Below are 20,866 nucleotides of genomic sequence, written 5' to 3' on the forward strand. Positions count from 1 at the left end.
CAATACGGAAGGTTCCGTGCCGATGACACCGACCACACTGCCCGACGACCCGCCCTCGACCACATTGGTCTATGCCTCCACTCGCAACTCGTCGGAGCGCGAGGCGTCACCGCGCCCGGTCGCGGGTGAATATGAGCACCGCGTCGTCGTCCACGCTGATGCTCGCCCCGTACTCGACGGGCTTGTTGTCGTAGACGATTCCGCGTCCGTCGGGCAGGTAGCCGCGCCGGACATGGAGGCGCTGCGCGGACCCGCAGTCGGCATGCAGGCCAGCCCCGAGACCCACGGCCTCGCATCGTTGCCGCGCCACGTCGTCGATCGCGTCCAGCAGCATCGCGCCGATGCCACGGTTGCGGTACAGCGGCAGTACGTTCAGATCCTGAATCTCCGGAATCCCGTTGGCACGGAAGGGCTCGTACGCCGAGGCCCACAGCAGCGTGCAGTATCCGGCGAAGCTGCCGCCACGGTCCGCGACCAGGCGTACTCGCGCGCCTCTTCCGCCCACAGCCGCGATGGGCATGTCGGCAGTACACCGTATATCCCGGTGCTGCGGCCGCGGTGCCGAAGAATGCCCGCATGCGAACAGCCCAAGCTGGTTTGGTCGTATGCCTGGTCGGGGCGCTGCTGGGGGCCGCGGCGCCCGCCGTCTCCGCGCAGCCCCCGCCACAGCAGGTCGACTCGGTCGCCTCCCGGCTGCTGCTGGGTGTCGCCGGACTGCCGCCGATGCCGGCGTTGGCCGAGATCACGCGGCAACTGTTCGGACCCGAGGGCCGGTACCTGCCGTGGGCCCATCAACTGCCGCCGCTGCCGGTCCCGCACACCGAACAGGTCAGACCGTGCCCCAGCGGCGGGCCCGAATGCATCACGAAGGTCATCGAGGAGATGGAACGCCGCGGCGCGGTCATGATCGCCGATTGCGACGACAACGCCCTCATGCTGCTGTCCTACCTCACCGCCACCAAGGCCACCCAGAACATCGTCGGCAGCGGCGGATTCGACGACCCGGTCTTCCTGCGCAACTGGGACGTCCACTTCGCCGACTACTACTTCCGCGCCCTCGACGACTACTACGGCGGCCATCCCGACAGCGTTCCCGGCGCGTGGCGCACCGCCTTCCAGGCCGCCGACACCCACTCGGTGACCGTGCTGGCCAACGCGGTGCTCGGCTTCAACGCCCACATCACCCGGGACCTGCCCTTCGTCATCTCCGAACTCGGCGTGACCGCACCCGACGGCACCAGCCGCAAACGCGACCACGAACGCGCCAGCCAAATGCTCTCCGAATACCAGCACGAGGTACTGACCACCCTGGCCGACATGTACGGCGACGCCGACCCCACCCTGCGCGCCGGCGCCAACCTCGAACCCATGGTCTACATGGCCTTCACCCAAACCATCCAAGCCTGGCGCGAATACGCCTGGCGCGCAGCCGAACAACTACTCCTGGCCCCGACCCCCGCGGACCGCGCACTGGTAGCCGGCCAAATCGAACACCTCTCACAAACCCTCGCACACATCATCCGGACCCTGTTCGCCCGCGACGACCCGCCCCCGCATCACGGCCCGTGCCCGAAACTGGGCTGACACGGTCACCGCCGCACAGTGGTGCGCGAGTCGGGCGGTATCAAACGGAGGTAGCGGCGCGGGTGGGCGCACAAGAGCGCAGGAAGGGATTGCGGGCACGGGGATGCCGGGGATCGGGTGATCGGGGAACCGCGGGGTCGGCGGTCATGGCGGACGCCATGACCGATTCCCACCATGGGTGCAACGGGCTCGGGTCGGGCCACCGCACCACCGCGGTGTCCGGTTCCTGGTGCGCGGTGTAGGTGTGGACGGGGTCAGTAGGCGAGGCAGCTGTAGTCATCGTCGTAATCGCTGGGAACGGGGGTGATCCAGTTCTGGTCGAGGCGGTCGGTGAGGTCGGCGGTGTCGAAGACGGGCCGGGAGCGTTCGGCCACGGGTTGCACTGCGGCGGCGTCCAGGCCGAGGTCACGGTCGCGCTCGTCGACGAGGGCGTGTTGCTCGGCGCGGTCGAGGTCGCTGCCGGCCGGTACGAGCGTGGTCATCGCGATCTCCTTTCTCGCACAGGGAATCTCGCACTCGGACGTAAGGCGTCCATCGGCATGGACGCCACCTCCGGTTCACTCCATTCTCGATCGAAGGAAACCTAGATAATCTCTGTCATCTGACAGAGATAATATTTAGCACTCGGCCCGACCGAGTGCAAGTAGGACAGAGAGGTAATCTTCAGGAGTCGATCATGAGCGAAGAACGGGAGCCGCAGCAGATGCCAGGACAGGGACAGGACCATCTGCCACGGGCCGGGCAGGCGGTGTACGCGATATCGGTGGCGGCCGAACTCGCCGGCGTGGGCGTGCAGACCCTGCGCCTCTACGAACAGCACGGCCTGATCACCCCGGTCCGCAGCAGCGGCGGCACGCGCCGCTACAGCGGCGACGATCTCGCCCGCCTGGCCCGCATCACCGCCTTGACCGGACAGGGAATCAACCTCGCCGGTATCGCGCGCATCCTCGACCTCGAAGACGCCAACGCCGCGTTGCGCGCGAGCAACGACGCCCTCACCGCCGAGCAGATCCACCGCCCGCAACCGGGAACGCCCCACCTCTGACGAACCACCGGCCACGCCGCCTCGGCTCCCGCATCCACGTCGAGAGCACCCATGCCGATCGGACCCGGCCCGAGTTCATTGCCGTGCCGAACAATGGTCCCCGGGATCGGAGCGGATCGCGGCAGCCGAACATCGCACACCCGTTGCCGCAGTCGAGCAGCCGAATAGGCTGTTCGGCCGATGTCGGCGTTCTGTCGCGTGATCAGCATGGGAGGGGACCGATACCGGCCCGATCCGCTAGGGGTGCAATGATTCCCGCCGCCGAGCGGCCCGTCGGATGGCTCGCGCTCTTCCGGCACCCGGGGGAACCGTCTTGAGCAGGCGAATGAGCGATTTGACGCCGCACGTCTCCGCACGGCACAGGTTCGGCGCCGAGCTGCGCCGGCGACGCATCCAGCGCGGATTCTCGCAGGCCGAGCTGGGCCGGAGGATCTTGCACAGTGCCTCCACGGTCGCCAAGGTCGAGACCGCCCAGCGCTGGCCGAGCCGGGACTTCGCCGAGCACAGCGATTCGGTTCTCGGGACCGGCGGGGAACTCCTGCGGCTATGGCACGAGGCGCACCTCGAACGCACCGATCAACAGGTCACCGCGCCGAAGTCGGTCGTGGAGCAGCATCTCGTGGAGAACCACCCGGAAATCGAACCGTTCACCGAGTTGCTGTCCAGGCTGGTCACGATCTGGATGGACCTGCGCGGCACCGAAACCTGGCCCGGGATCCGGGCTCTGATCATCGCCCGGCTCGATGCCGACCTGTGCCTCGAGTCGGAGTATTAACAGCGATTCGAATAGGTCCGAATCGTGTACAGCAGCACATTTTCGGACAGACATCCTGTCCATTTCCGAATATTGCGGCAGGCTTGCGCACCACGTTGAATCGAAGAGGGAAGCGAAATCCCTTCACTTCCTGCCGAAATCGCGGCAAATAGGTACAACGAATTGGATACGGAAATGTCGAAGAAGTGCAACCCCGGCGACGGCTGCTACGGCAAGGGCGTCAAGGGCGAGGATGACGGCGGCGAGTTCACCCCCGGACTTTCTCACCCGGACACCATTTGGGCCCTGCTCGAGGACCTCGACCGGACCCTGGCCGACGCCCAGCGCGTGCTGGTCCAGGCCCGGTAACAAGATCGGGTGAACCGGGAGCGACAGCATGTCGAAGGACGGAATTTCTCGAAGTAGGTTGGCGCTGTGGTTCGCCTGGCCGGCGATAGCTGGCGAATTCGGCCCGGCCGAACCATTCGAAAACGGCAAAGACATGGTCGTCGAACCGCCATGGCCGGAGCCGGATAATTCGATCAAAAACCTCCGCAGGGAATTCGGCGAGTCCATTCGGCGTGCGGTCGGGGACAGCGAGGGAATTGCCGTGCAATTATCCGGCGGGCTCGATTCCCTCGCCGTTCTCGCCACCGTGGTCGCGGAATTCGGCGCGGAACGCCGCATTTCCGCGATCACGATCGAGATGATCGATGACCGTGGGCGATCGAACGTGCCGATCGTCGCCGGCCTGCTCGAGGCGCTCGGATCGCCATGCGATCTGCATACCGCCGACCTGGCACGCAAACCCGCCGGGCGGCCCGCCTGGGATGCGGCGGGACCCCGGCTCGACGCCCTGCCCGATGCCAATCGGGTCGCCGTCGAATTGGCCTACGACGCCGGGGCCACGGTTCTGCTCAGCGGTGACGGCGCGGACGAACTGCTCGGCAGCACCCAGTTCCTGACGCAGAACCTCCTCCGCGCCGGAGACGCGCGGCACCTGCCGCGCTACTGGGACGATCACCGGGGCGCATACCATCCGGGCGCAACGCTGGAACTGCTCGCGCTCTCGGCGCACCAGCTGTCCCCGCGCCGCCGCGCCATGCTCTATCTCGCTTGCTCGTGGCCCGATCTGTGCAAACGACGAACGCACGAATTCCTGACCGAGGGATACCGCGGGCTGGTAGACAGCTGGACGACCGCCTGGGTCCGGTCACTGGTCCACCTGCACGCGACCAATCATGCCGCGTTCGCACCAATGGAGGCGTGGAGCGATCTCTATCCGCACCAGCGGTTACGGACGCCGGGACTCATACCGAAACGCGATCCCTTTCTCGATCCGGAATTCATCGATCGTGCCCGGCGGCTTCCGCTGGATCGCCGGTACGACCCCGCCTACCCGCACCGCTACTGGCGGCGAAAGTCCCAGGTGCTCGAGCTCATCCCGCCGCGGATCCGGCCGCGGTTACCGACGGCCAAACAGATATTCAGCCGTGCCGTCCTGAGCCGCATCGAGCGGCCATTCGTTCCCGAGAACCTGATCGAGAGCGGCATCCTCGAACCGGATTACCCGAAGCGCGAATCGAACGCCCTGATCACGTTGCGCGTCATGGAAGTCGAACAGTGGCTGACCGAAGCCCTGGAGCGCGGTCACCGCCTCACCGACTGAATCACGGCCTGCGCGAGGAGAACCGCGAGGAGAACAATGTCCCCGATATCGGATCGCAGTGTCGTCGGCCTGCGCCGGATGCTCTCCTGGGCACGAGGAGATCGCTGGCGCTTTCTTTCGGCGGCGGCCTGCGCTCTGCTCGGCGCGGCCTGCGGACTCGTCCAGCCGGTGATAGTCACCAGGACCGTCGAACGAGCGTCGGCCCATGCCGCGATTGTGCTGCCGCTCGCGCTGCTCACCGTGCTGTTTCTGCTCCAGGCCGCGCTCAAGGCCTATTCGACCTACAAACTGGATCAGGCCGGCGAGAGCATCGTCCTGCGCCTGCGCGTCCTGTTGATCGATCACCTGCTGCGCCTGCGCATTTCGGTTTTCGGCGAACAACGACTCGGTGACTTGATCTCGCGCGCGACGACGGATACCACGCTGCTGCGGGACGCGATCGCCTACCAGGTCGTCGGAGCGGTCGTCAACTGCGTCGTCGTCGCGGGCGGCGTGACCATGATGGTCGTACTCGATCCCCTGCTGGCCGCGGTCGTCCTCGTCATAGTGGCCACCTCGATGACCGTCGTCGGATCCGTGCTTCCGCGCATACGGCACTCCGTGGAGGCCGCGCAGGACGCGACCGGTCGCCTCGCTTCGGAATTGGAGCGCGTGCTCAGCGGCATTCGCACGGTGCGGATCCACAACCGGGAACCACGGGAATCGGAATCCTTGCAGGGCACCGCACAGCACATCTACGACCACAATCTGCGGGCCGCCAGGGTGGGAGCCGTGGTGTCACCGGCCATCGATCTGGGCGCCCGGGGATCCTTCATCCTGGTGATCATCGTCGGCCTGGCTCGCGTGTCATCGGGCGCGATGACGATCGGCGATCTGGTCGCCTTCCTGCTCTATGTGGGCTATGTTTCCGGCCCGGCGTCGGGACTGCTCGACATCGCCCGCGCGGTGCAGACCGGTCTGGCGGCGCTGCGGCGCGTCGAGGGGATTCTGGTACTCCCGGTCGAGCAGGATCGCGAGCGCGAGGATTCGCCCGAAGCCGGCCGAAATGGCCTGGTGGTGCACGATATCCGTTTCCGCTACGGCGAACGCACGATCCTCGAGGATATTTCGATCCGGTTGCCCCACAACAGTTATACCGCCCTGGTCGGCCCGTCCGGCGCCGGGAAGTCGACCATGGTCGATCTGCTGACACGCTTCCACGAGCCGGAGGCCGGCGAGATACTGCTCGACGGCCGCAGCGCGACCCGCAACTACACGCTGGCGCAATGGCGGGCCAAGGTCGGTCTGGTCGACCAGGGCAACAGCCTGATGTACGGCACCCTCAGAGAGAACATCGCTTACGGCGTCGACGACGTCGACGAGACGGCGCTGCACCAGGTCATCGGCGTCACCGGTCTGCCCGCGGTCCTCGACCGGCTGCCGAACGGGCTCGATACGCAACTCGGCGAACACGGATCCGCACTCTCCGGCGGCGAGCAACAGCGAGTCGCCATCGCCCGGGCGTTGCTCAAGCGCCCCGAGATCCTCATCCTCGACGAGCCGACTTCTCACCTGGACGCCGCCAACGAAGAACTCCTGGTGCGAACGCTGCGCCGAATCTCCGCCCACTGCATCCTGCTGGTGATCGCGCACCGACCGGCGACGGTGCGGCACGCCGATCGGGTAGCCGTGCTGGACGGGGGCAGGATCGTCGCCCTCGGCGACTACGAAGACGTCCGGCATCTGCTGGGGCCCAGGACATCCCCGATACACAACGGGCACCCGCGAACCCTGATCGACTAGCCGACCGCCGAAACCATCCGCTTCACATGCGAGTTGGTCCCGTCAAACGAGCGTCGCATCACACCGTTGCTCCCCGGCCGGATGCCAGCAGCAGTTCCGGTTCGAGGCAGTTGCGGCGGGTGATGAGTGCGGCCGCGCCGCGGGTGACCGCGCCGGCCGCCAGCGGTGAGACGGCGAGGGTGACCGGGCGGCGGGCCGCGGCGAGGACTCCGATGCCGAGTTCGGCGCGCACGCCGGGGGCGAGGTCGTCGAAAAGGCTTGCGTAACAGCCGCCCAGCACTACGGTCGCGACATCGCAGACATTGATCAAGGACGCGAGGGCGGTGCCCAGCGCCGAGCCGGCGCAATTGACGGCGGAGCGGCTGTGCGTATCGCCCTGACGCAGGGCGCTGCACAGCGCATCGAGTCCGGGCGCGCCCGCGGCGGCGAGGATCGCCTGCAACCCCGCGTATTGCTCGACGCAACCGTGGCCGCCGCAGGCACAGAGACGACCGCCGCGCTCGATGACGACGTGCCCGAGCTCACCGGCGAACCCGCCCCGCCCGCGAAACAGCGACCCGCCCAGCACGATTCCGGCACCGATACCGACATCGCCGGAGACATAGACGAAGTCGTCCCCGGCCAGGCGATGCGGCCACAGGTGAGCGAGGGCGGCGAGATTGGCCTCGTTGTCCACCGCCACCGCCGGCTCCCCGAGCGCGGCGGCCAGGCGGTCGCCGATGCGAACATCGGTGAGACCGGGCACATTGGGGGCGTGCACGACCGTCCCCTCGCGCACGATGCCGGGCACGGCCAGCCCGATTCCCAGTAGTGCCACACCCGATTCGGTGATCGTGGCGCGAACGAGGTCGGCGAGCCGGTCGATCAGGTCATCGGCGCCGCGGTGGCGATTGTCGAGGTCGATGTGCCGTTCGGCCACGGTGGTCCCGTCCAGTCGTTGCACGGTGACACCGAGGTGGCGCACATTGATCTCCGCGCCGACCGCAACGGGGGCCTCCTCGGCGAACCGCAATGGCCGTGACGGCCGTCCGCGCCCGGTGTTCACGACCGGGTCCTCGGTCAGAATCCGTTGCCGCAGCAGCGGTTCCACCAAGCTCGCGACGGTGGCCTTGGTCAGGCCGGTGCGCGTGGCGAGCTCGGCCCGCGAAGCCGGGCCGTCGAGCACGGCCCGCAGCAGCGCCTGCAGATTTCCGGTGCGCACCTGCCGCAGGTGGACCGGGCCCGGCAGCGGACTCATCGCTCGAGGTACTTGGACTGGGCGGCCCGGTAGCGCTCCCGCACCGCGTCCGCCGCCGGAGCCTCGTAGCGCCGCACCGGGGTCGCCGATTCGGGCCACTCGGGGGCCTCGGCACCGCCGCGCAGCGCCCACGCGGCCTGCCGGGCCGCGCCGTCGGCGACGTATTCGCCGGGCTCGGGCGCCAGCACCCGCACGCCGAACACCGTGGGCGCGATCTCCCGCACCGCCGCGAGCGCGGCCGCGCCACCGGTCAACCGCACCACGTTGATCGAAATGCCTTGGGCGGTCAAGGCTTCCAGCCCGGCGGCGATCCCGCACAGCATGCCCTCCACGGCGGCGCGGGCGATATTGGCCGGTGACGCGGTGGCGGTGGTGAGGCCGTGCAGCGCGCCGGTCGCGTGCTGCTGCCCGGCCACGCTGATCGCCGCGACATCGGCGAGACCGCCGGCGTCGGCGAAGGCCGCGCGCAGCGCGGACCGCCAGACTTCCGGATGCACCTCGGTGCCGGGCGGATGCGCCGCCCGGCCGGACCGCACCAGTCGCCCGGTCTCGGCCTCGCGGATGACGACCTTGCACGACTGGGTCGAGGAATCGACCCCCGCGACCAGTGTCATCCGCCTCACCGTGCGCCGAGCAGATGTTCCAGCGCCAGCTGGTTCAATCGGACGAATCCGTATCCGCGTGCACCGGCCGCGTCCGGATCGAAGTCCGGGTCGGATTCCGCCAGCAGACCCGCGTACCCCTCCCCCGCGGCCAGCGTCGGGGTGCGCAGGTCGCCGACCCCGGCCGCGGACAACGCCTCCCGCACTTCCGGATCCGCGCGGAAGGCGCGGGCGCGCTCCTTCAACAGCAGATACGTGCGCATATTCGCGGCTGCCGAATCCCACACGCCCGCAATGTCTTCGGTCCGTGACGGCTTGTAATCGAAGTGCCGCGGGCCATCGTAGGCGGGCGCCCCGCCCGGGCCGCCGTTCTCCAGCAGGTCGACCAGGCTGAACGCGTTCATCAGATCGCCGTGCCCGAACACCAGGTCCTGGTCGTATTTGATACCGCGCTGGCCGTTCAGATCGATGTGGAACAGTTTGCCCTGCCACAGCGCCTGCGCGATCCCGTGGACGAAGTTCAATCCCGCCATCTGTTCGTGCCCCACTTCGGGATTGACCCCGACCAGCTCCGGATGCTCGAGCGTGGTGATGAACGCCAGCGCGTGCCCGACGGTCGGCAGCAGGATGTCCCCGCGCGGCTCGTTGGGTTTGGGCTCGAGTGCGAAGCGCAGGTCGTACCCGCGATCGCGGACGAATTCGGTGAGCACGTTCACGCTTTCGCGGTAGCGGTCCAGCGCCGCACGCATATCCTTGGCGCTGTCGTACTCCGCGCCCTCGCGCCCGCCCCACAGCACGTAGGTCCGCGCACCCACCTCGGCCGCCAACTCCACATTGCGCAGCACCTTCCGCAGCGCGAACCGGCGCACGCCCCGGTCGTTGCTGGTGAACCCGCCGTCCTTGAACACCGGATGCGTGAACAGGTTGGTGGTGACCATCGGCACCACCAATCCGGTCTCCGCCAACGCCTTTCGCAAACGCTCGATCCGCCGCTGCCGTTCGGCGGCGGAAGCCCCGAACGGGACCAGATCATCGTCGTGGAAGCTCATGCCGTAGGCGCCCAGCTCCGCGAGCCGATGCACGGCCTCGACCGCATCCAATTCCGGCCGGGTGGCATCCCCGAAGGGGTCTCTCCCCTGCCATCCCACCGTCCACAAACCGAACGAGAACTTATCCATAGGAGTCGGTGTCGGCATATCCATCCCCAACTTTGTTCAGGCATTGAACTAAGTAGGGCCGAGCCTACTCACGACCCACACCACCCACCCGGTGATCGATCGAATACGCTGTGCAGCAGGATGATTCATGAGCCGACTCGGTCACCGAGCCGCTGACACGCGCGGCATCACCGCCCGCATCGTCGGCGATGGTCGAACGCCGACGATGCGCCGGGGTGCGGGCGCGCCCCTACCCCGGCGGCGTGGTCGACCCGGCGGGTGGCCAGGTCGCCGCAGCGGTCAACCCGGCATTGCCGCGCCGATGACGATGACGTCGTAGTCGCTCACCCGCGCGCCGCCTCACGCTCGAGCTGCGCGGTGGCCTCGGCCTTGATCCGTTCGAACTGCTCCCCCATGCGCGCGGCCAGCGCCTGGGCCGCCGACAGCGGGCGCACCATGACCATGAAATCGTCGATCTTGCCGTCGGCATCGGAATGCAGGAAGTCGCAGCCGGTGATCTGTTTGCCGTCCACGGTCGCCTCGAACACGAACGCATGGTCACGCCCGCCCGCGTCGGCGATCTCCCGCACGTAGTGGAAGTCCTCGAACACGCGCATCACGGCGCGCAGGATGGCCGCGGTGATCGCCTTGCCCGGGTACGGCTTGAACGCCACCGGGCTGGTGAACACCACATTGTCGGCGAGCAGCGCCTCGATCGCCGCCTCGTCGCGGGCCTCCACGGCCGCTCGGAAGGGATGCATGTCCTTCACCTCTCATAGTCAACTAGTTGAATAGGTGACTCGAACCGTATCCGGCGATCTTCGGGGCGTCCAGGCCCATAAGGACAAATATTTGAATAGTCTCCAGAAGTGCTAAATTGGGCGAATGGCGCTACGTAACGCGGTGCTGGCCGCCCTGCTCGGCGGCGAGGCGTCCGGCTATGAGCTGGCCAAGAGCTTCGACGCCTCGGTCGCGAACTTCTGGATGGCGACCCCGCAGCAGCTGTACAAGGAACTCGAGCGCATGGCCGCCGACGGGCTCATCGAGACCCGGGTCGTCCAGCAGGAGCGCCGCCCCAACAAGCGCCTGCACACCATTACCGCCGCCGGGCGCGCCGCCCTGCGCGAATTCATCGACACACCAGCCAAACCCACCGCCATCCGCGACGAGATGCTGGTGAAGGTCCAGGGCATGAGCGCCGAGGACGCCCCGGCGGTCCGAGCCTCGGTCGCCGAACAGATGGAGTGGTCGAAGGCGAAACTGGCCCGCTACGAACGCCTGCGCACGCGCCTGCTCGACGGCCGCAGCGAACCGGCCTACTTCGCCGAGGCCGACCGGATCGGCCCGTATCTGACGCTGTTGCGCGGAATCTCCTTCGAACAGGAGAACATTCGCTGGTCCGAGTTCGCCCTCGCGGCGATCGATCGGCGCATCGCCGCGCCCGCATAGCATCTCGCCATGGCTGCCGCCGACGCGATACCGAGTCGGCGGCAGCGGCCTTGTCTGCGTGCGGTTACGAGTCCGCGCGGGTCCTTGCGCAGCATCTTGCTCCGACCGGATGCCGTGGGCCGATTCGTCAGCCGCCTCACCGCGCCGCCCGCAGTCCTGCGCTCCTCACCTCCGGCCCGCCTCGGCGGCGATCTCAGAGATCTCACCCGCCACGTCCTGCAAGACCGTCTGTTCGGCGTCGATCGCCGACAATAGTCCGGCCAGCCCCGGCGATTCGGTCACCAGTTCGTCCAGAGCGCTGCGCATTTCGGGCATCAGCGTTCACCCCTCATGAAGATTCGTGCGCACCTGCGCACACGGCCACCCTGCAAGTGCTCGTTCTACCATCCCCCGACTCGCCGCGCCACCGCAGCCAGGTCGGCAAAACCCCACTGAACGATCGGCCGAATTCGCGCCGGCAATGCTGAGAAAACCATTGTTCCAGCGGTGATCACCGAGGTGGTCGGCGTGGCGGAACCCGGCAGATCCGCGACGGAGTCGAGCGCCTCGACCGCCGCGGCCGTCGCTTTCCCGCGCGTGGTCGGCCTGCGCCCGGTTTCGTCCACCGTGCACCGTCTCGCCCGCCCATGTCACACCTGCGCGGCCTGCGTCGTCATCCCGATGAACCCGAACGAGAGACCAGGATGATGAACAACACGAACACCAACCCGCACAGCAAGATTGCCGTCACCGGCGCCACCGGCCGACTGGGCCGCCACGTGGTCGACGTGCTGCGGGAACAGGGCCATGAGATCGTCGAGATCTCCCGCTCCCACGGCGTCGACATCGTCACCGGTGAGGGCCTGGCCCAGGCCCTGGCCGGAGTCGACATCATCATCGACGCCGCCAGCACCCCCTCCCCCGACCTGGCCGAGGCCACCGAATTCTTCACCGCCTCCGCCCGCAATCTGCATGCGGCCGGCCGAGCCGCCGGCGTGCAGCGCCTGGTGGTGGTGTCCATCATCGGAATCAATGCCGCCGCAGCGGGATACAACCTCGCCAAGCAGATCCACGAGCAGGAGGTCCTCACGGGCCCGCTCCCCTCGGCCATCCTGCGCGCCGCGCAATTCCACGAGTTCGTGGAACTGTTGCTGCGCTGGGGGATTCGCGGCGATGTCGCCCATCTCCCCCGCATGCGCACCCAACTGGTCGCCGCCCGCACCGTCGCCGAGGAACTCGTCCGCGTCGCCCTGGACCCGAATGCCACCGCGGCCCTGCCGTTCCCGGAGGTCGCGGGACCCCGCGAGGAGCGTCTCGCCGACGCCGCCGCGCTGATCGCCGAGCGTCTCGGCCTCGACGTCCGCATCGAAGAGGTCAGCGACCCGGCCAATCCGGACACTCCGCTCAACGAGAACGGCGGCCTACTGCCCAACGCCCATGCCGTGCTGGCCGGCCCCACCTTTGTCGAGTGGGCCGCCCGCAATATGCGCCCGAACTGAACATCGTCGGAGTAGCCGCCGAGGGCAGCCTGCCGGAAGGCTTACGGCACAACAACGGCGGGGTCTATTCCGGCCTCATCACCGCCGCCATCGAAGGGCTCGCCAACGAATATCCCGAGGTGCGCAGGGTCCTCGAGAAGAATCTCGATCCTCTCGGCCGAGCAGTGCGCCGAAGACCTGCTACGCATGTTCGGCCTCTCACCCGAGGGAGCTCGCGAGATCTGCCACCGCCCACTACCCCCGCTCAACCCGCCGCGCACCTCAACCCCCTGGACCCGGCGGTCGGCCGGCTACAGCAGGCTGCGGTCGCTGGTGGCGTTCACCGAATCGGGCAGGTTTACCGAATGGCTTCGTCGGCGAGGCGTTGCAGGTAGACGGCGAATTGGCGGCGGTCGCGTTCGCTCCACGCCGCGGTGAGCTGATCGAAGCACCGGCGTTGCCAATCGTGGGATGCGGCCAGTAGGTCGTGTCCGCTGCCGGTGAGTCGCACGGTGACACGGCGACGGTCGTGGGCGGAGTCGCTGCGGGTGAGATATCCGGCGGCGACTGCGTCGCGAACCATGCGGCTGGCGCCGGAGTGGTCGAGGCCGAGCTGCTCGGCGACGTCGGCGACAGCGGCTTCCCGCCCTGTCCGCAGCGCGGCGGCGACGGCTTCCACGACCTGAATGTGCTGCACGCGCAGCCGGTCATGGTCGAGATCGGCGCCGGCGTGGGTGAATGCCTGGTTGGTCCAGCGGCGCGACCAGAAGCGGACCAGCCGGAACAGTGCCGGACCACCGTCGACGGCATGGCCGGAGCCGGTCTCCGCGAGACCGGCCGTGGTTGGGGTGGTTCGAGTATCGCGTGTGCCCACGCTCGACATTGTATGCGAACTGCATGTATATTTGCGTGCGTATCGCATACGAAAATGCCTTCCAGATCCGCTACGCAGGAGGTGGCGATGTCCATCGTTCTCAATCACACGATCGTCCCGGTGACCGACAAGCAGTCCGCAGCAACGTTTTTCGCGGAACTGATGGGACTGGCGGTTTCCGCCCCGCACGGGCCGTTCGCGCCCGTGCGAGTCAACGACGATCTGACTTTCGACTTCGACGACCGTGGGCGTGTCGAGCCCGGTCATTACGCCTTCCTCGTCGACGACGACACGTTCGACGCCGTGCTGGGGCGGCTGGCACAGTGGCCCGCCGTCGACTACGGATCCGGCCCCGAACACGGGTGGGACCGGCAGATCAACCACCTGGGTGGTGGGCGCGGAGTCTACGTTCGCGACCCCGACGGGCACAGCTACGAGCTCTTCACCGCCGTACCCTGAACCATCGCCGTTCCGTCGGACCGCACCGGCTACACGACTGCGACGTCCAGATCCGAGAGGGCATCGTTCCGCATGGCCTCTCGGGGCACGCACAGGCCGAGGTAGGCGCCAATCGAGCCCCGCCGCTCGACCGCCTAGTACTCGAGTCCGATATGCCGTAGTACCGCAGTCCGATATGTTTGCGGCACTTGGGTTTCTACGGTTCGATCATGCGCCTACGAGCCTTCGTTCTCCCGATCTGCACTGCCATGGTGGCCCTGTCGGCCTGCACGATCGATTCGGCCGGATCCGCCTCCAAGGCTCCGGTCGCAGTTGCCGGTCAGGACGGTGTGCGCGCCGACCTCGATGCGCTGACCCGGTCCGGCGCTGTCGGAGCCCTTGCCACGCTCACCGACAACGAGGCGAGCACCGTGGTGACCTCCGGCCTCGCCGATATCACGACGGGACGCCCGATCCCCGCCGATGCGCCCCAGTATGTGCGGGTCGCCAGCATCACCAAGACCTTCACCGCCGCGATCGTGCTGCAACTGGTCGCCGAGGACCGGGTCGACCTCGACCAGCCGATCGACGCCTATCTACCGGGTCTGCTCATCGGCGAGGGCATCGATGGGCATGCCATTACCGTCCGCCAGATCCTGGGGCACCGCAGTGGATTACCCGCACCGGCCGAATCGGAGGCGGACGAATACGAGGCGGCGCGGGACGGCCGCACCTACTCCCCCGCGCAGGCGATCGCGCTCGCTCTGCGGCATCCGGCGCAGTTCGCTCCCGCGGCCCAACTCAAATACACCAACACCAATTACATCGTCGCCGGCATGCTCATCGAGAAAGTGACCGGCCGGTCCTACACCGATGCGTTGCGCGACCGCATCCTCATCCCGCTGGGTCTGTCGCACACCTATCTACCGGCCGCCGGCGAAACCGATCTGCGCGACCCGCATCCGACCGGATACGCCACCATCGACGGCACCGTCACCGACCGGACACGTATCGAGCCCTCGTTGCCGTGGACCTCGGGCGCGCTGGTCAGCACCGGCGCCGACCTGAACCGTTTCTACGCCGCGCTGCTGGCCGGGCGGGTGGTGCCACCGGCTCAACTGCGGCAGATGCTGGACGGAGTGGACATGGGCCGCGGAGACGGCATGTCCTACGGGCTCGGCGTCGGATACGCCCAACTGCCTTGCGGTGCAGAATATGTCGGCCATGTCGGCGGCGTTCCCGGCTTCTCGAACATCTCCGGCGCCACCGCCGCCGGGCGCGCGGTCACCATCTCGTACACCGGCACACCCACCACCGTCGACATCGTCGGCTTGCTCACTCACGCGCTGTGCTAGCGACCGTGCCCGAGCCGAACACCTCCGCCCAGCACGTCTCGAGTTCTTTCCGGCCCGCGTCGTTGAGCGTGTAGAACTTCCGCGGAGGTGTTGCGGCTCGTACAGGTCCGTTCACTAGCAGAGACCAACGCCGCGGGTGCGGTCGGCAGTTCCGGACCGTGGCATCGCGCATCGCATCGTGCTGCGGCGGCGATAAATCGAAGGGCCGGTGGACTTTTCGTCCACCGGCCGTTCGCGTCCGATCTTCGGCTAGCTCTGCGGGGCGCACTCGCGGCGGGGGTTACCGGCGAGGGCGTCCACCAGGTACTCGGGGCGCTGGACCTGGATCAGTGAGGCGCGGTCCGGGACGCGCAGGCACAGGCGCGGGCCGGCGACGCCCCGGGGGGCGTATTCGCTGGCGAAGGCGCGGGACATGGTGTCGTCGGAACCGTAGAGAGCGTCGCAGGCGGCCTGGTCGGGTTCGGCTTGGCCGTAGCATTTGAACCAGTTGGCGGAGTAGGTCACCGACATGGCGGGCGAGCGTTTGTTGCGGGGCAGGCCCAGCCAGTTGATGGAGTCACCGTGGCTGCCGTTGGCGATGATGATCGACTGCAGGGCGGCGGTGGTGCCCTGGCGGAGCTGGTCGGAGATCTTGTCGGTGGTGCCGAACGGGCCGTCGGTGGGGTTGAACAGGGGCTGGTAGAAGTTGCTGATGCCGTAGGTGGACAGGCCGGGGATGTCGTAGTCGGCGGTCTGGTACTGCACGGGGACGGGGGCGTGCATGTTCTGGAAGCCCGACATCAGCGATGCGGCGGACACCGTGGGCAGCGGGCGGCCGTCCCAGCCGTGGCCCTTGGCCTGCCAGTCGAGGTAGGCGGAGACGCCGACCGCGCCGATGGATTGGCCGTAGACGCTGATGTGGTCGATGTCCATCAGGTCGATCCATGGGTTGCGCTGGTTGGCGCCGACGGGGGCGTAGGCCGGGTCCTGGCGGACCAGGCGCGGCACCATGAGCACATTGTTGAGTTCGTTGCGCAGGTCGATGATGGGGGTGATGTCGTCACCGTGCACCCAGCGGATGCCGTCCTGGGCGGACCAGCAGCTCGACGGGGAGAAGCAGTCCTGAATGGTGAACTGCGGCAGGAACATATCCAGTGCGGTGCCGGGGCTGTCGGGCTGACCGGCCTGGGAGAGGCTGACGGCGATGAAGCCGTTGCGCACGTAGGTCTCGGTGTACATGGCGATGTGGCTCATGGTCTCACCGGCGCCGGGCATGCCGAAGGCCACCGGGTATTTCCGGCCGGATTCGGCGGCGCCTTCGGGCAGCCACACCATGGCCGACATGGGAATGCCGCGCGAGCCGACGATCTGGATCTTGTGTACGTCGCCGAGCTTGAAGTCCGCGCCCGCGGTGTCGCCGGGAACGCAGGCACCGGACCGTGTTTCGTAGAAGACGCTGCCGTCGTCATTGAGGCAGGGGTAGCGGAACTTGGCCGACATGAACGCCGGGTTGTCGTAGACGTCGTCGAGCGCGACATCGGAGGTCGCCGAGGCCGGCATCGGCCAGGTGACGGCGGCGTCGGCGACACCGAATCTGCCGTCGCCGTTCCAGTCGGGCAGGTAGTCCGGGTGCGGCGGGAAGTTGACGCCGAGACCCTCGAGGTGGGCGACCAGATCCCACGCCTGCTGCGCCGCGGTGAGAATCTTCTGCTGGGCGTCGGGGCCGGTGAAGGTGTCGGGATTGAACAGATCCCCGAAACCGCCCTGCCAGTTGCCGGTGATATCGGTGATGCCGGCGCGGACCAGGTAGTCGAGCAGGCCCGGGGCGGTGAGATCGCGCAGCGTGCCGCTGAGGATGCCGTCGATCAGGTTCAACGGCTCCAGCAGGTAGCTGGGATCGGGGCGCGGGTCCGGCGGCGGGGCCGGTTCGGCCGAGGCCGGGGTCGGCGTTCCGCCCATGACGGACAGCGATAGCGCCGTGGCCATGGTCACTGCGGCCTTCATCAAGCGACGGGGATGACGCACCCGATCCTCCTGCGGTCGAACATCATTGATCGTCGGCATTCGGGAGCACGGACCGGGCGGGCATCCCCGACCGGAGGCCCCCGAGCCTCACGCCGACATTAAGCTGCGACATGCGCCACACCTGAGGACCTTTGTCGCCACCCCATTGACAGATTGCGCCCACCGCCGTTCGCGGGCGGCCCGCACGGATCTCACGATGCCACCGGTGGCCTGGCGCAACCGATCTGGAGTGCGTCCAAGCCCGCCGGGGACGCCGAAACCGCGCGCCACACCACACGACAGGCGCGGGCTCAGCCGTCTGTGCCCAGAACCGCCCGCAGCTGCGGACGTTTCGGAACCGCGCCGTCGCGCGACGATCGGCCGCGCAGCCTACGACCGATCCAGGGCGTGAGATGGAATACCGCCCACCGTAATTCGACCGCGAGCAGGCGAGCGAAGGCTTCGGCCGCCACGGGCGGCAGCGGATCACGCCAGCTCCCGTCGAATCCCGGCAGGCCGAGGGTCTCGGCGACGGCGTGCGCGACCAGGCTGTGGCCCAGCGAGTTCAGGTGCAGACGGTCGTCGGACCACACGCGCGCGTCCACGATGGCCGGGCAGGGCTCGAAGTCCACGACCGTGACCCCGTGGCGGGCGGCGAGACGGCGGACGTCGGCATTGACGATGCGCACCCGGTCCGACAGCGGCCGCGCGACGGGCGTGATCGCGCCGAGGTCGGGGAAGGTGAAGGTGATCACCCGCTCCGCCGCGCCGCCCAGGGTGGCGTACATCGCGCCGAGGTCGGAAATCAGTGCGGCGCGGTCGAATCGGGGCCGGAGGAGGTCGTTCATACCGGCGACCACGGTCACCAGATCGGGTTCCAGCGCCACCGCCGCGCGCAGCTGCGCGCGGCGGATATCGGCCGCGCGGCTGCCCCGGATCGCGAGATTGGCGTACCGTAGCAGCGGATTCGTCTCGGCGAGGGCGACGGCGAGGCGATCGGCCCAACCGCGGTAGCCGCCGTCGGGCAGCGGATCCCCGACCCCTTCGGTTTGGCTGTCGCCGATCGCGACATAGCGCTCGAATCCCATATCAGGCCGCCGTCGAGACCGGTGCCGGGCGAGCCGCAGCACCCGGTACCACGGCGCTGACCCGCACCCGGTATTCCTGTGGCGGGCAGCCCTTCCAGCGGCGGAAGGCCCGATGAAGGCCGCCGCCGCGGCGCGGCAACGGCAGGTCCCAGTCGAACTGCGTGGATTCGGTCATGGGCTCAGTTGATGAATCGGAAGCAGGCGCGCTGACCGCGGTCGCCCACGGTGGCGGAGGACAGGCACACCATACGATAGTCCTTGGCCGGCCGCTTGCTCAGGAAGCCGTAGATGTAGCCGCCGGAGCACTGCGTGGCCAGCGGGTGCACTTCCTGCTCACCGGTTTTCGTTTCGAAGACGATGGACCCCTCGGCGCAGTGCACATCGATGAAGGGCGCCATATCGGCGAGCCAGCCGAGCAGGAAGACCTGCCAATCCGGATTGAGCGCCCACACCGCGCCGTCGTAGGTCACCCCGGCCGGGAACTGATTGGTGTGCTTGAAATCGAAGCCGAGAATATTGACATTGAAGTTGAACGGCGGAAGCAGCGGCGGCGCAGTGGTTTTCGCCGGTTCGGGCGACACCGCCGGCGGGCTCGGTTCGACCGGGTCCGCGCCCGCGGCCGGAAGCGCCGCGGCCATCGCCAGCGCCACACCGCACAGGCCGGTGAGCAGCCTGGTGGGGGTCTTGTTCATCGGGGAGCTCTCAATCGTTCGGGAAGCGGAAGCAGGTTTCGGTGCGCTGTTCGACGACGGTCACCACGCCGCACATTTCGGCGTACTCGCCGGCGGGGCGGCGCGCGACGAGCAGATACGGGAAGCCGCCGCCGCAGGCGGTGCCCACCGGAATCGTCTCGGGCTCACCGCTTTTCGGATAGAAGACGAGTTGTGCGGTGGCGCAGGTGTTGTCGAAGGGCGCGGCGTCGGCCAGCAGGCCCAGCACTCCGGGCGGAATCACGGGGTTGAGCGTGATGATGTCGCCGTCGAACAGCGTGCCGTTGGGCACGGTGGTGAAGTGGTTGATGCCCGTGCCGCCGAAGCTGGTGCCCCACGACAGCGTGGGCTCCACCGCCTCGGCCTCGGGTGCGCCGAGGGTGGCGGCGAGCATTCCACCGCACGCGATCAGTGCCGAGGGTAGGGATTTCCGCATGGCTCAGCCTCTCTGCGCGGAGCGGTTGATGAGCACGGCGACGTCCTCGGACAGGCTGCTCATGGTGATCAGGTCGGGCCGGCCGTTGTTGTCGAGGTCGGCGGTCAGCGCGGCCTGCGGGCCGAGTCCGATGGTGTGCTGCTCGGCGAAGGTGAAGCCGCGCCGCCCGTCGCCGGTGAAGATCATCGCGGTGGACGGGAAGTACTGTCCGGCCGCGAGGTCGTTGACACCGTCGCCGTCGAAGTCTCCGATGGCCACCGCGCACGGCGCCAGCGCCGGTCCGACCAGGTGCGGCGGGGTGAAGTTGCCGCGCCCGTCGCCGTAGTGGATGCCCGCGCTGAAGCCCGCGATATTGGCCGTCACCAGGTCCAGATTGCCGTCGGAGTCGACGTCGGCGAGTTTCAGGTCTTCGCTCGGCAGGGTGGCGAGATTCCACCGCGGAGCCTGGAATCCGCCATTGCGGTCGTTGACCATGATCCACACGCCGGAGGTGGCCAGATCATGGAATGCCAGGTCCGGGTATCCGTCGTTGTCCACATCGCCGGCCAGCACGCTGGCTTTGGAGAGCCCGACGCCGAACCACTGCGGCGCGCCGAAATGCCCTTGCCCGTCGCCCCGCATGATGCCCACCCCGCCGGGCACCGGGAGCAGGCTGTTGAAGGCCAGATCGACCGCACCGTCCTGATCGAAATCGGCCAGCGTCACCCCGAAGGGGATGCCGCCGGTGCGGTAGGTGACGTTCGGGTTGAAGTCGGTGGAGTACGTCCGGTCGATATGGAAGACGCCCCGGCCGTCATTGAGCGCCACCGCCAGGCTGAGGAAGTCCCCGACCACCAGATCCGGACTGCCGTCGCCGTTCAGGTCCGCCGCGGCCACCGCGTTCGCGCCGATCTCGGTGTTCACGAACTGATTTCGCCGCAATCGACCGGTGCCGTCGCCGAACAGCACGCCGACACCGTCGACGAGTCCGGTGGCGGCCACATCGGCGAATCCATCGCCATTGAAGTCCGCGGTGGCCATGGTCTGCGAGCCCACGCCTGGGCCGAGGCCGCCCACGTTGTACTGCACGGATTCATGGAAGAGGGGGTTGGGTCCGCCCGAACCCGAGGCGGATCCGGAGGACAGCGGCTCGGCCGCGGCAGCCGCCGCGCCCCCCAGGGTGAGGGTGAGGGCCGCTCCCGCGGCGCACAGGCGGCGCAGGCCAGTCTTAGTCGTGTACAAGGGTTTTCCTCAGTGTCGGCCAGTG

25 protein-coding genes are annotated in these 20,866 nt (G+C 67.9%); 11 read left to right on the top strand and 14 right to left on the bottom strand.

Annotated elements, in window-relative coordinates; genetic code table 11:
• Positions 1–106 precede the first annotated feature (106 nt).
• Entirely contained in the window at positions 107–520 is a 414-nt protein-coding gene (locus ACYQ5L_RS20035) for a GNAT family N-acetyltransferase (RefSeq protein ID WP_459959214.1), read from the bottom strand.
• A gap of 56 nt (positions 521–576) precedes the next feature.
• Here ACYQ5L_RS20035 and ACYQ5L_RS20040 point away from each other — a divergent pair, with 56 nt between their 5' ends.
• On the top strand, positions 577–1,584 hold the full coding sequence (locus tag ACYQ5L_RS20040) for a DUF5995 family protein (RefSeq protein ID WP_459959215.1): 1,008 nt from the start codon (positions 577–579) through the stop codon (positions 1,582–1,584).
• Between the two features lie 254 nt (positions 1,585–1,838).
• On the opposite strand, the gene ACYQ5L_RS20045 is transcribed toward ACYQ5L_RS20040, so the two are convergent.
• Positions 1,839–2,066 carry a hypothetical protein gene (locus ACYQ5L_RS20045; RefSeq protein WP_459959216.1) on the bottom strand — a complete coding sequence of 76 codons (228 nt, stop codon included), beginning with the start codon at positions 2,064–2,066 and terminating at the stop codon, positions 1,839–1,841.
• Between the two features lie 221 nt (positions 2,067–2,287).
• Between ACYQ5L_RS20045 and ACYQ5L_RS20050 the strand changes: the two genes are divergently transcribed.
• From ACYQ5L_RS20050 to ACYQ5L_RS20070, 5 genes are all read left to right on the top strand, one after another.
• Positions 2,288–2,629 (top strand): MerR family transcriptional regulator, encoded by a 342-nt coding sequence (locus ACYQ5L_RS20050; RefSeq protein WP_459963483.1) that lies wholly within the window; start codon positions 2,288–2,290, stop codon positions 2,627–2,629.
• Positions 2,630–2,954: 325 nt separating this feature from the next.
• Positions 2,955–3,404, top strand: a complete 450-nt coding sequence (locus tag ACYQ5L_RS20055) for a helix-turn-helix domain-containing protein (RefSeq protein ID WP_459959217.1) — start codon at positions 2,955–2,957, stop codon at positions 3,402–3,404.
• A gap of 174 nt (positions 3,405–3,578) precedes the next feature.
• Entirely contained in the window at positions 3,579–3,752 is a 174-nt protein-coding gene (locus ACYQ5L_RS20060; protein WP_459959218.1) for a lariocidin/triculamin family lasso peptide core domain, read from the top strand.
• A 133-nt stretch (positions 3,753–3,885) separates the two neighbouring features.
• Positions 3,886–5,052, top strand: a complete 1,167-nt coding sequence (locus ACYQ5L_RS20065) for an asparagine synthase-related protein (protein ID WP_459959219.1) — start codon at positions 3,886–3,888, stop codon at positions 5,050–5,052.
• Positions 5,053–5,088: 36 nt separating this feature from the next.
• On the top strand, positions 5,089–6,834 hold the full coding sequence (locus tag ACYQ5L_RS20070) for an ABC transporter ATP-binding protein (protein WP_459959220.1): 1,746 nt from the start codon (positions 5,089–5,091) through the stop codon (positions 6,832–6,834).
• A gap of 58 nt (positions 6,835–6,892) precedes the next feature.
• Here the strand turns inward: ACYQ5L_RS20070 and ACYQ5L_RS20075 are convergent, their stop codons facing one another.
• From ACYQ5L_RS20075 to ACYQ5L_RS20090, 4 genes are all read right to left on the bottom strand, one after another.
• Positions 6,893–8,071 (bottom strand): ROK family protein, encoded by a 1,179-nt coding sequence (locus ACYQ5L_RS20075; RefSeq protein ID WP_459959221.1) that lies wholly within the window; start codon positions 8,069–8,071, stop codon positions 6,893–6,895.
• Positions 8,068–8,685 carry an FGGY-family carbohydrate kinase gene (locus ACYQ5L_RS20080; protein ID WP_459959222.1) on the bottom strand — a complete coding sequence of 206 codons (618 nt, stop codon included), beginning with the start codon at positions 8,683–8,685 and terminating at the stop codon, positions 8,068–8,070. The genes ACYQ5L_RS20075 and ACYQ5L_RS20080 overlap by 4 nt, the downstream gene beginning before the upstream one ends.
• Positions 8,686–8,690: 5 nt before the next feature.
• A complete protein-coding gene (xylA, locus tag ACYQ5L_RS20085; protein WP_459959223.1) occupies positions 8,691–9,869 on the bottom strand; it encodes a xylose isomerase in 1,179 nt (392 codons plus the stop codon).
• A 305-nt stretch (positions 9,870–10,174) separates the two neighbouring features.
• A complete protein-coding gene (locus ACYQ5L_RS20090) occupies positions 10,175–10,591 on the bottom strand; it encodes a nuclear transport factor 2 family protein (RefSeq protein WP_459959224.1) in 417 nt (138 codons plus the stop codon).
• Positions 10,592–10,715: 124 nt separating this feature from the next.
• On the opposite strand from ACYQ5L_RS20090, the gene ACYQ5L_RS20095 reads away from it, so the two are divergent.
• A complete protein-coding gene (locus ACYQ5L_RS20095) occupies positions 10,716–11,279 on the top strand; it encodes a PadR family transcriptional regulator (RefSeq protein WP_459959225.1) in 564 nt (187 codons plus the stop codon).
• Positions 11,280–11,444: 165 nt separating this feature from the next.
• On the opposite strand, the gene ACYQ5L_RS20100 is transcribed toward ACYQ5L_RS20095, so the two are convergent.
• A complete protein-coding gene (locus ACYQ5L_RS20100) occupies positions 11,445–11,594 on the bottom strand; it encodes a hypothetical protein (protein ID WP_459959226.1) in 150 nt (49 codons plus the stop codon).
• A 368-nt stretch (positions 11,595–11,962) separates the two neighbouring features.
• Between ACYQ5L_RS20100 and ACYQ5L_RS20105 the strand changes: the two genes are divergently transcribed.
• Together ACYQ5L_RS20105 and ACYQ5L_RS20110 are read left to right on the top strand one after the other, a co-directional pair.
• Entirely contained in the window at positions 11,963–12,757 is a 795-nt protein-coding gene (locus ACYQ5L_RS20105) for an SDR family oxidoreductase (protein WP_459959227.1), read from the top strand.
• Entirely contained in the window at positions 12,727–13,131 is a 405-nt protein-coding gene (locus ACYQ5L_RS20110) for a lipase family protein (protein ID WP_459959228.1), read from the top strand. Before ACYQ5L_RS20105 ends, ACYQ5L_RS20110 begins: the two co-directional genes overlap by 31 nt.
• Here the strand turns inward: ACYQ5L_RS20110 and ACYQ5L_RS20115 are convergent.
• The gene (locus ACYQ5L_RS20115) at positions 13,095–13,610 is read right to left on the bottom strand and encodes a MarR family winged helix-turn-helix transcriptional regulator (RefSeq protein WP_459959229.1); all 516 of its coding nucleotides are present in this window, start codon (positions 13,608–13,610) and stop codon (positions 13,095–13,097) included. The two genes, ACYQ5L_RS20110 and ACYQ5L_RS20115, sit on opposite strands and share 37 nt — an antisense overlap.
• Before the next feature lie 87 nt (positions 13,611–13,697).
• Here ACYQ5L_RS20115 and ACYQ5L_RS20120 point away from each other — a divergent pair, with 87 nt between their 5' ends.
• Both ACYQ5L_RS20120 and ACYQ5L_RS20125 read left to right on the top strand, forming a co-directional pair.
• On the top strand, positions 13,698–14,069 hold the full coding sequence (locus tag ACYQ5L_RS20120; RefSeq protein WP_459959230.1) for a VOC family protein: 372 nt from the start codon (positions 13,698–13,700) through the stop codon (positions 14,067–14,069).
• 209 nt (positions 14,070–14,278) lie between these two features.
• Positions 14,279–15,403, top strand: coding sequence for a serine hydrolase domain-containing protein (locus ACYQ5L_RS20125; RefSeq protein WP_459959231.1), 1,125 nt, complete (start codon positions 14,279–14,281; stop codon positions 15,401–15,403).
• Between the two features lie 249 nt (positions 15,404–15,652).
• Here the strand turns inward: ACYQ5L_RS20125 and ACYQ5L_RS20130 are convergent, their stop codons facing one another.
• The 6 genes from ACYQ5L_RS20130 to ACYQ5L_RS20155 all read right to left on the bottom strand — a co-directional run bounded on the left by ACYQ5L_RS20130 (position 15,653) and on the right by ACYQ5L_RS20155 (position 20,841).
• On the bottom strand, positions 15,653–17,407 hold the full coding sequence (locus ACYQ5L_RS20130; protein ID WP_459959232.1) for an alpha/beta hydrolase family protein: 1,755 nt from the start codon (positions 17,405–17,407) through the stop codon (positions 15,653–15,655).
• Positions 17,408–17,697: 290 nt separating this feature from the next.
• Complete coding sequence (locus ACYQ5L_RS20135; RefSeq protein WP_459959233.1) at positions 17,698–18,474, bottom strand: SGNH/GDSL hydrolase family protein; 777 nt, start codon at positions 18,472–18,474, stop codon at positions 17,698–17,700.
• Between the two features lies 1 nt (position 18,475).
• Positions 18,476–18,649 (bottom strand): hypothetical protein, encoded by a 174-nt coding sequence (locus ACYQ5L_RS20140; RefSeq protein ID WP_459959234.1) that lies wholly within the window; start codon positions 18,647–18,649, stop codon positions 18,476–18,478.
• Between the two features lie 4 nt (positions 18,650–18,653).
• Entirely contained in the window at positions 18,654–19,166 is a 513-nt protein-coding gene (locus ACYQ5L_RS20145; RefSeq protein ID WP_459959235.1) for a hypothetical protein, read from the bottom strand.
• 10 nt (positions 19,167–19,176) lie between these two features.
• Complete coding sequence (locus ACYQ5L_RS20150) at positions 19,177–19,620, bottom strand: hypothetical protein (protein ID WP_459959236.1); 444 nt, start codon at positions 19,618–19,620, stop codon at positions 19,177–19,179.
• A gap of 3 nt (positions 19,621–19,623) precedes the next feature.
• Positions 19,624–20,841, bottom strand: a complete 1,218-nt coding sequence (locus ACYQ5L_RS20155) for an FG-GAP repeat domain-containing protein (protein WP_459959237.1) — start codon at positions 20,839–20,841, stop codon at positions 19,624–19,626.
• Positions 20,842–20,866 lie beyond the last annotated feature (25 nt).

This window comes from Nocardia sp. IFM 10818, from assembly GCF_054655275.1.

Bases quoted from the DNA above. Each gene is read 5' to 3' on its own strand.
- ACYQ5L_RS20035 (WP_459959214.1), bottom strand. From the start codon at position 520: ATGCCCATCGCGGCTGTGGGCGGAAGAGGCGCGCGAGTACGCCTGGTC.
- ACYQ5L_RS20040 (WP_459959215.1), top strand. From the start codon at position 577: ATGCGAACAGCCCAAGCTGGTTTGGTCGTATGCCTGGTCGGGGCGCTG.
- ACYQ5L_RS20045 (WP_459959216.1), bottom strand. From the start codon at position 2,066: ATGACCACGCTCGTACCGGCCGGCAGCGACCTCGACCGCGCCGAGCAA.
- ACYQ5L_RS20050 (WP_459963483.1), top strand. From the start codon at position 2,288: ATGCCAGGACAGGGACAGGACCATCTGCCACGGGCCGGGCAGGCGGTG.
- ACYQ5L_RS20055 (WP_459959217.1), top strand. From the start codon at position 2,955: ATGAGCGATTTGACGCCGCACGTCTCCGCACGGCACAGGTTCGGCGCC.
- ACYQ5L_RS20060 (WP_459959218.1), top strand. From the start codon at position 3,579: ATGTCGAAGAAGTGCAACCCCGGCGACGGCTGCTACGGCAAGGGCGTC.
- ACYQ5L_RS20065 (WP_459959219.1), top strand. From the start codon at position 3,886: ATGGTCGTCGAACCGCCATGGCCGGAGCCGGATAATTCGATCAAAAAC.
- ACYQ5L_RS20070 (WP_459959220.1), top strand. From the start codon at position 5,089: ATGTCCCCGATATCGGATCGCAGTGTCGTCGGCCTGCGCCGGATGCTC.
- ACYQ5L_RS20075 (WP_459959221.1), bottom strand. From the start codon at position 8,071: ATGAGTCCGCTGCCGGGCCCGGTCCACCTGCGGCAGGTGCGCACCGGA.
- ACYQ5L_RS20080 (WP_459959222.1), bottom strand. From the start codon at position 8,685: ATGACACTGGTCGCGGGGGTCGATTCCTCGACCCAGTCGTGCAAGGTC.
- xylA (WP_459959223.1), bottom strand. From the start codon at position 9,869: ATGCCGACACCGACTCCTATGGATAAGTTCTCGTTCGGTTTGTGGACG.
- ACYQ5L_RS20090 (WP_459959224.1), bottom strand. From the start codon at position 10,591: ATGCATCCCTTCCGAGCGGCCGTGGAGGCCCGCGACGAGGCGGCGATC.
- ACYQ5L_RS20095 (WP_459959225.1), top strand. From the start codon at position 10,716: ATGGCGCTACGTAACGCGGTGCTGGCCGCCCTGCTCGGCGGCGAGGCG.
- ACYQ5L_RS20100 (WP_459959226.1), bottom strand. From the start codon at position 11,594: ATGCCCGAAATGCGCAGCGCTCTGGACGAACTGGTGACCGAATCGCCG.
- ACYQ5L_RS20105 (WP_459959227.1), top strand. From the start codon at position 11,963: ATGATGAACAACACGAACACCAACCCGCACAGCAAGATTGCCGTCACC.
- ACYQ5L_RS20120 (WP_459959230.1), top strand. From the start codon at position 13,698: ATGTCCATCGTTCTCAATCACACGATCGTCCCGGTGACCGACAAGCAG.
- ACYQ5L_RS20125 (WP_459959231.1), top strand. From the start codon at position 14,279: ATGCGCCTACGAGCCTTCGTTCTCCCGATCTGCACTGCCATGGTGGCC.
- ACYQ5L_RS20135 (WP_459959233.1), bottom strand. From the start codon at position 18,474: ATGGGATTCGAGCGCTATGTCGCGATCGGCGACAGCCAAACCGAAGGG.
- ACYQ5L_RS20140 (WP_459959234.1), bottom strand. From the start codon at position 18,649: ATGACCGAATCCACGCAGTTCGACTGGGACCTGCCGTTGCCGCGCCGC.
- ACYQ5L_RS20145 (WP_459959235.1), bottom strand. From the start codon at position 19,166: ATGAACAAGACCCCCACCAGGCTGCTCACCGGCCTGTGCGGTGTGGCG.
- ACYQ5L_RS20150 (WP_459959236.1), bottom strand. From the start codon at position 19,620: ATGCGGAAATCCCTACCCTCGGCACTGATCGCGTGCGGTGGAATGCTC.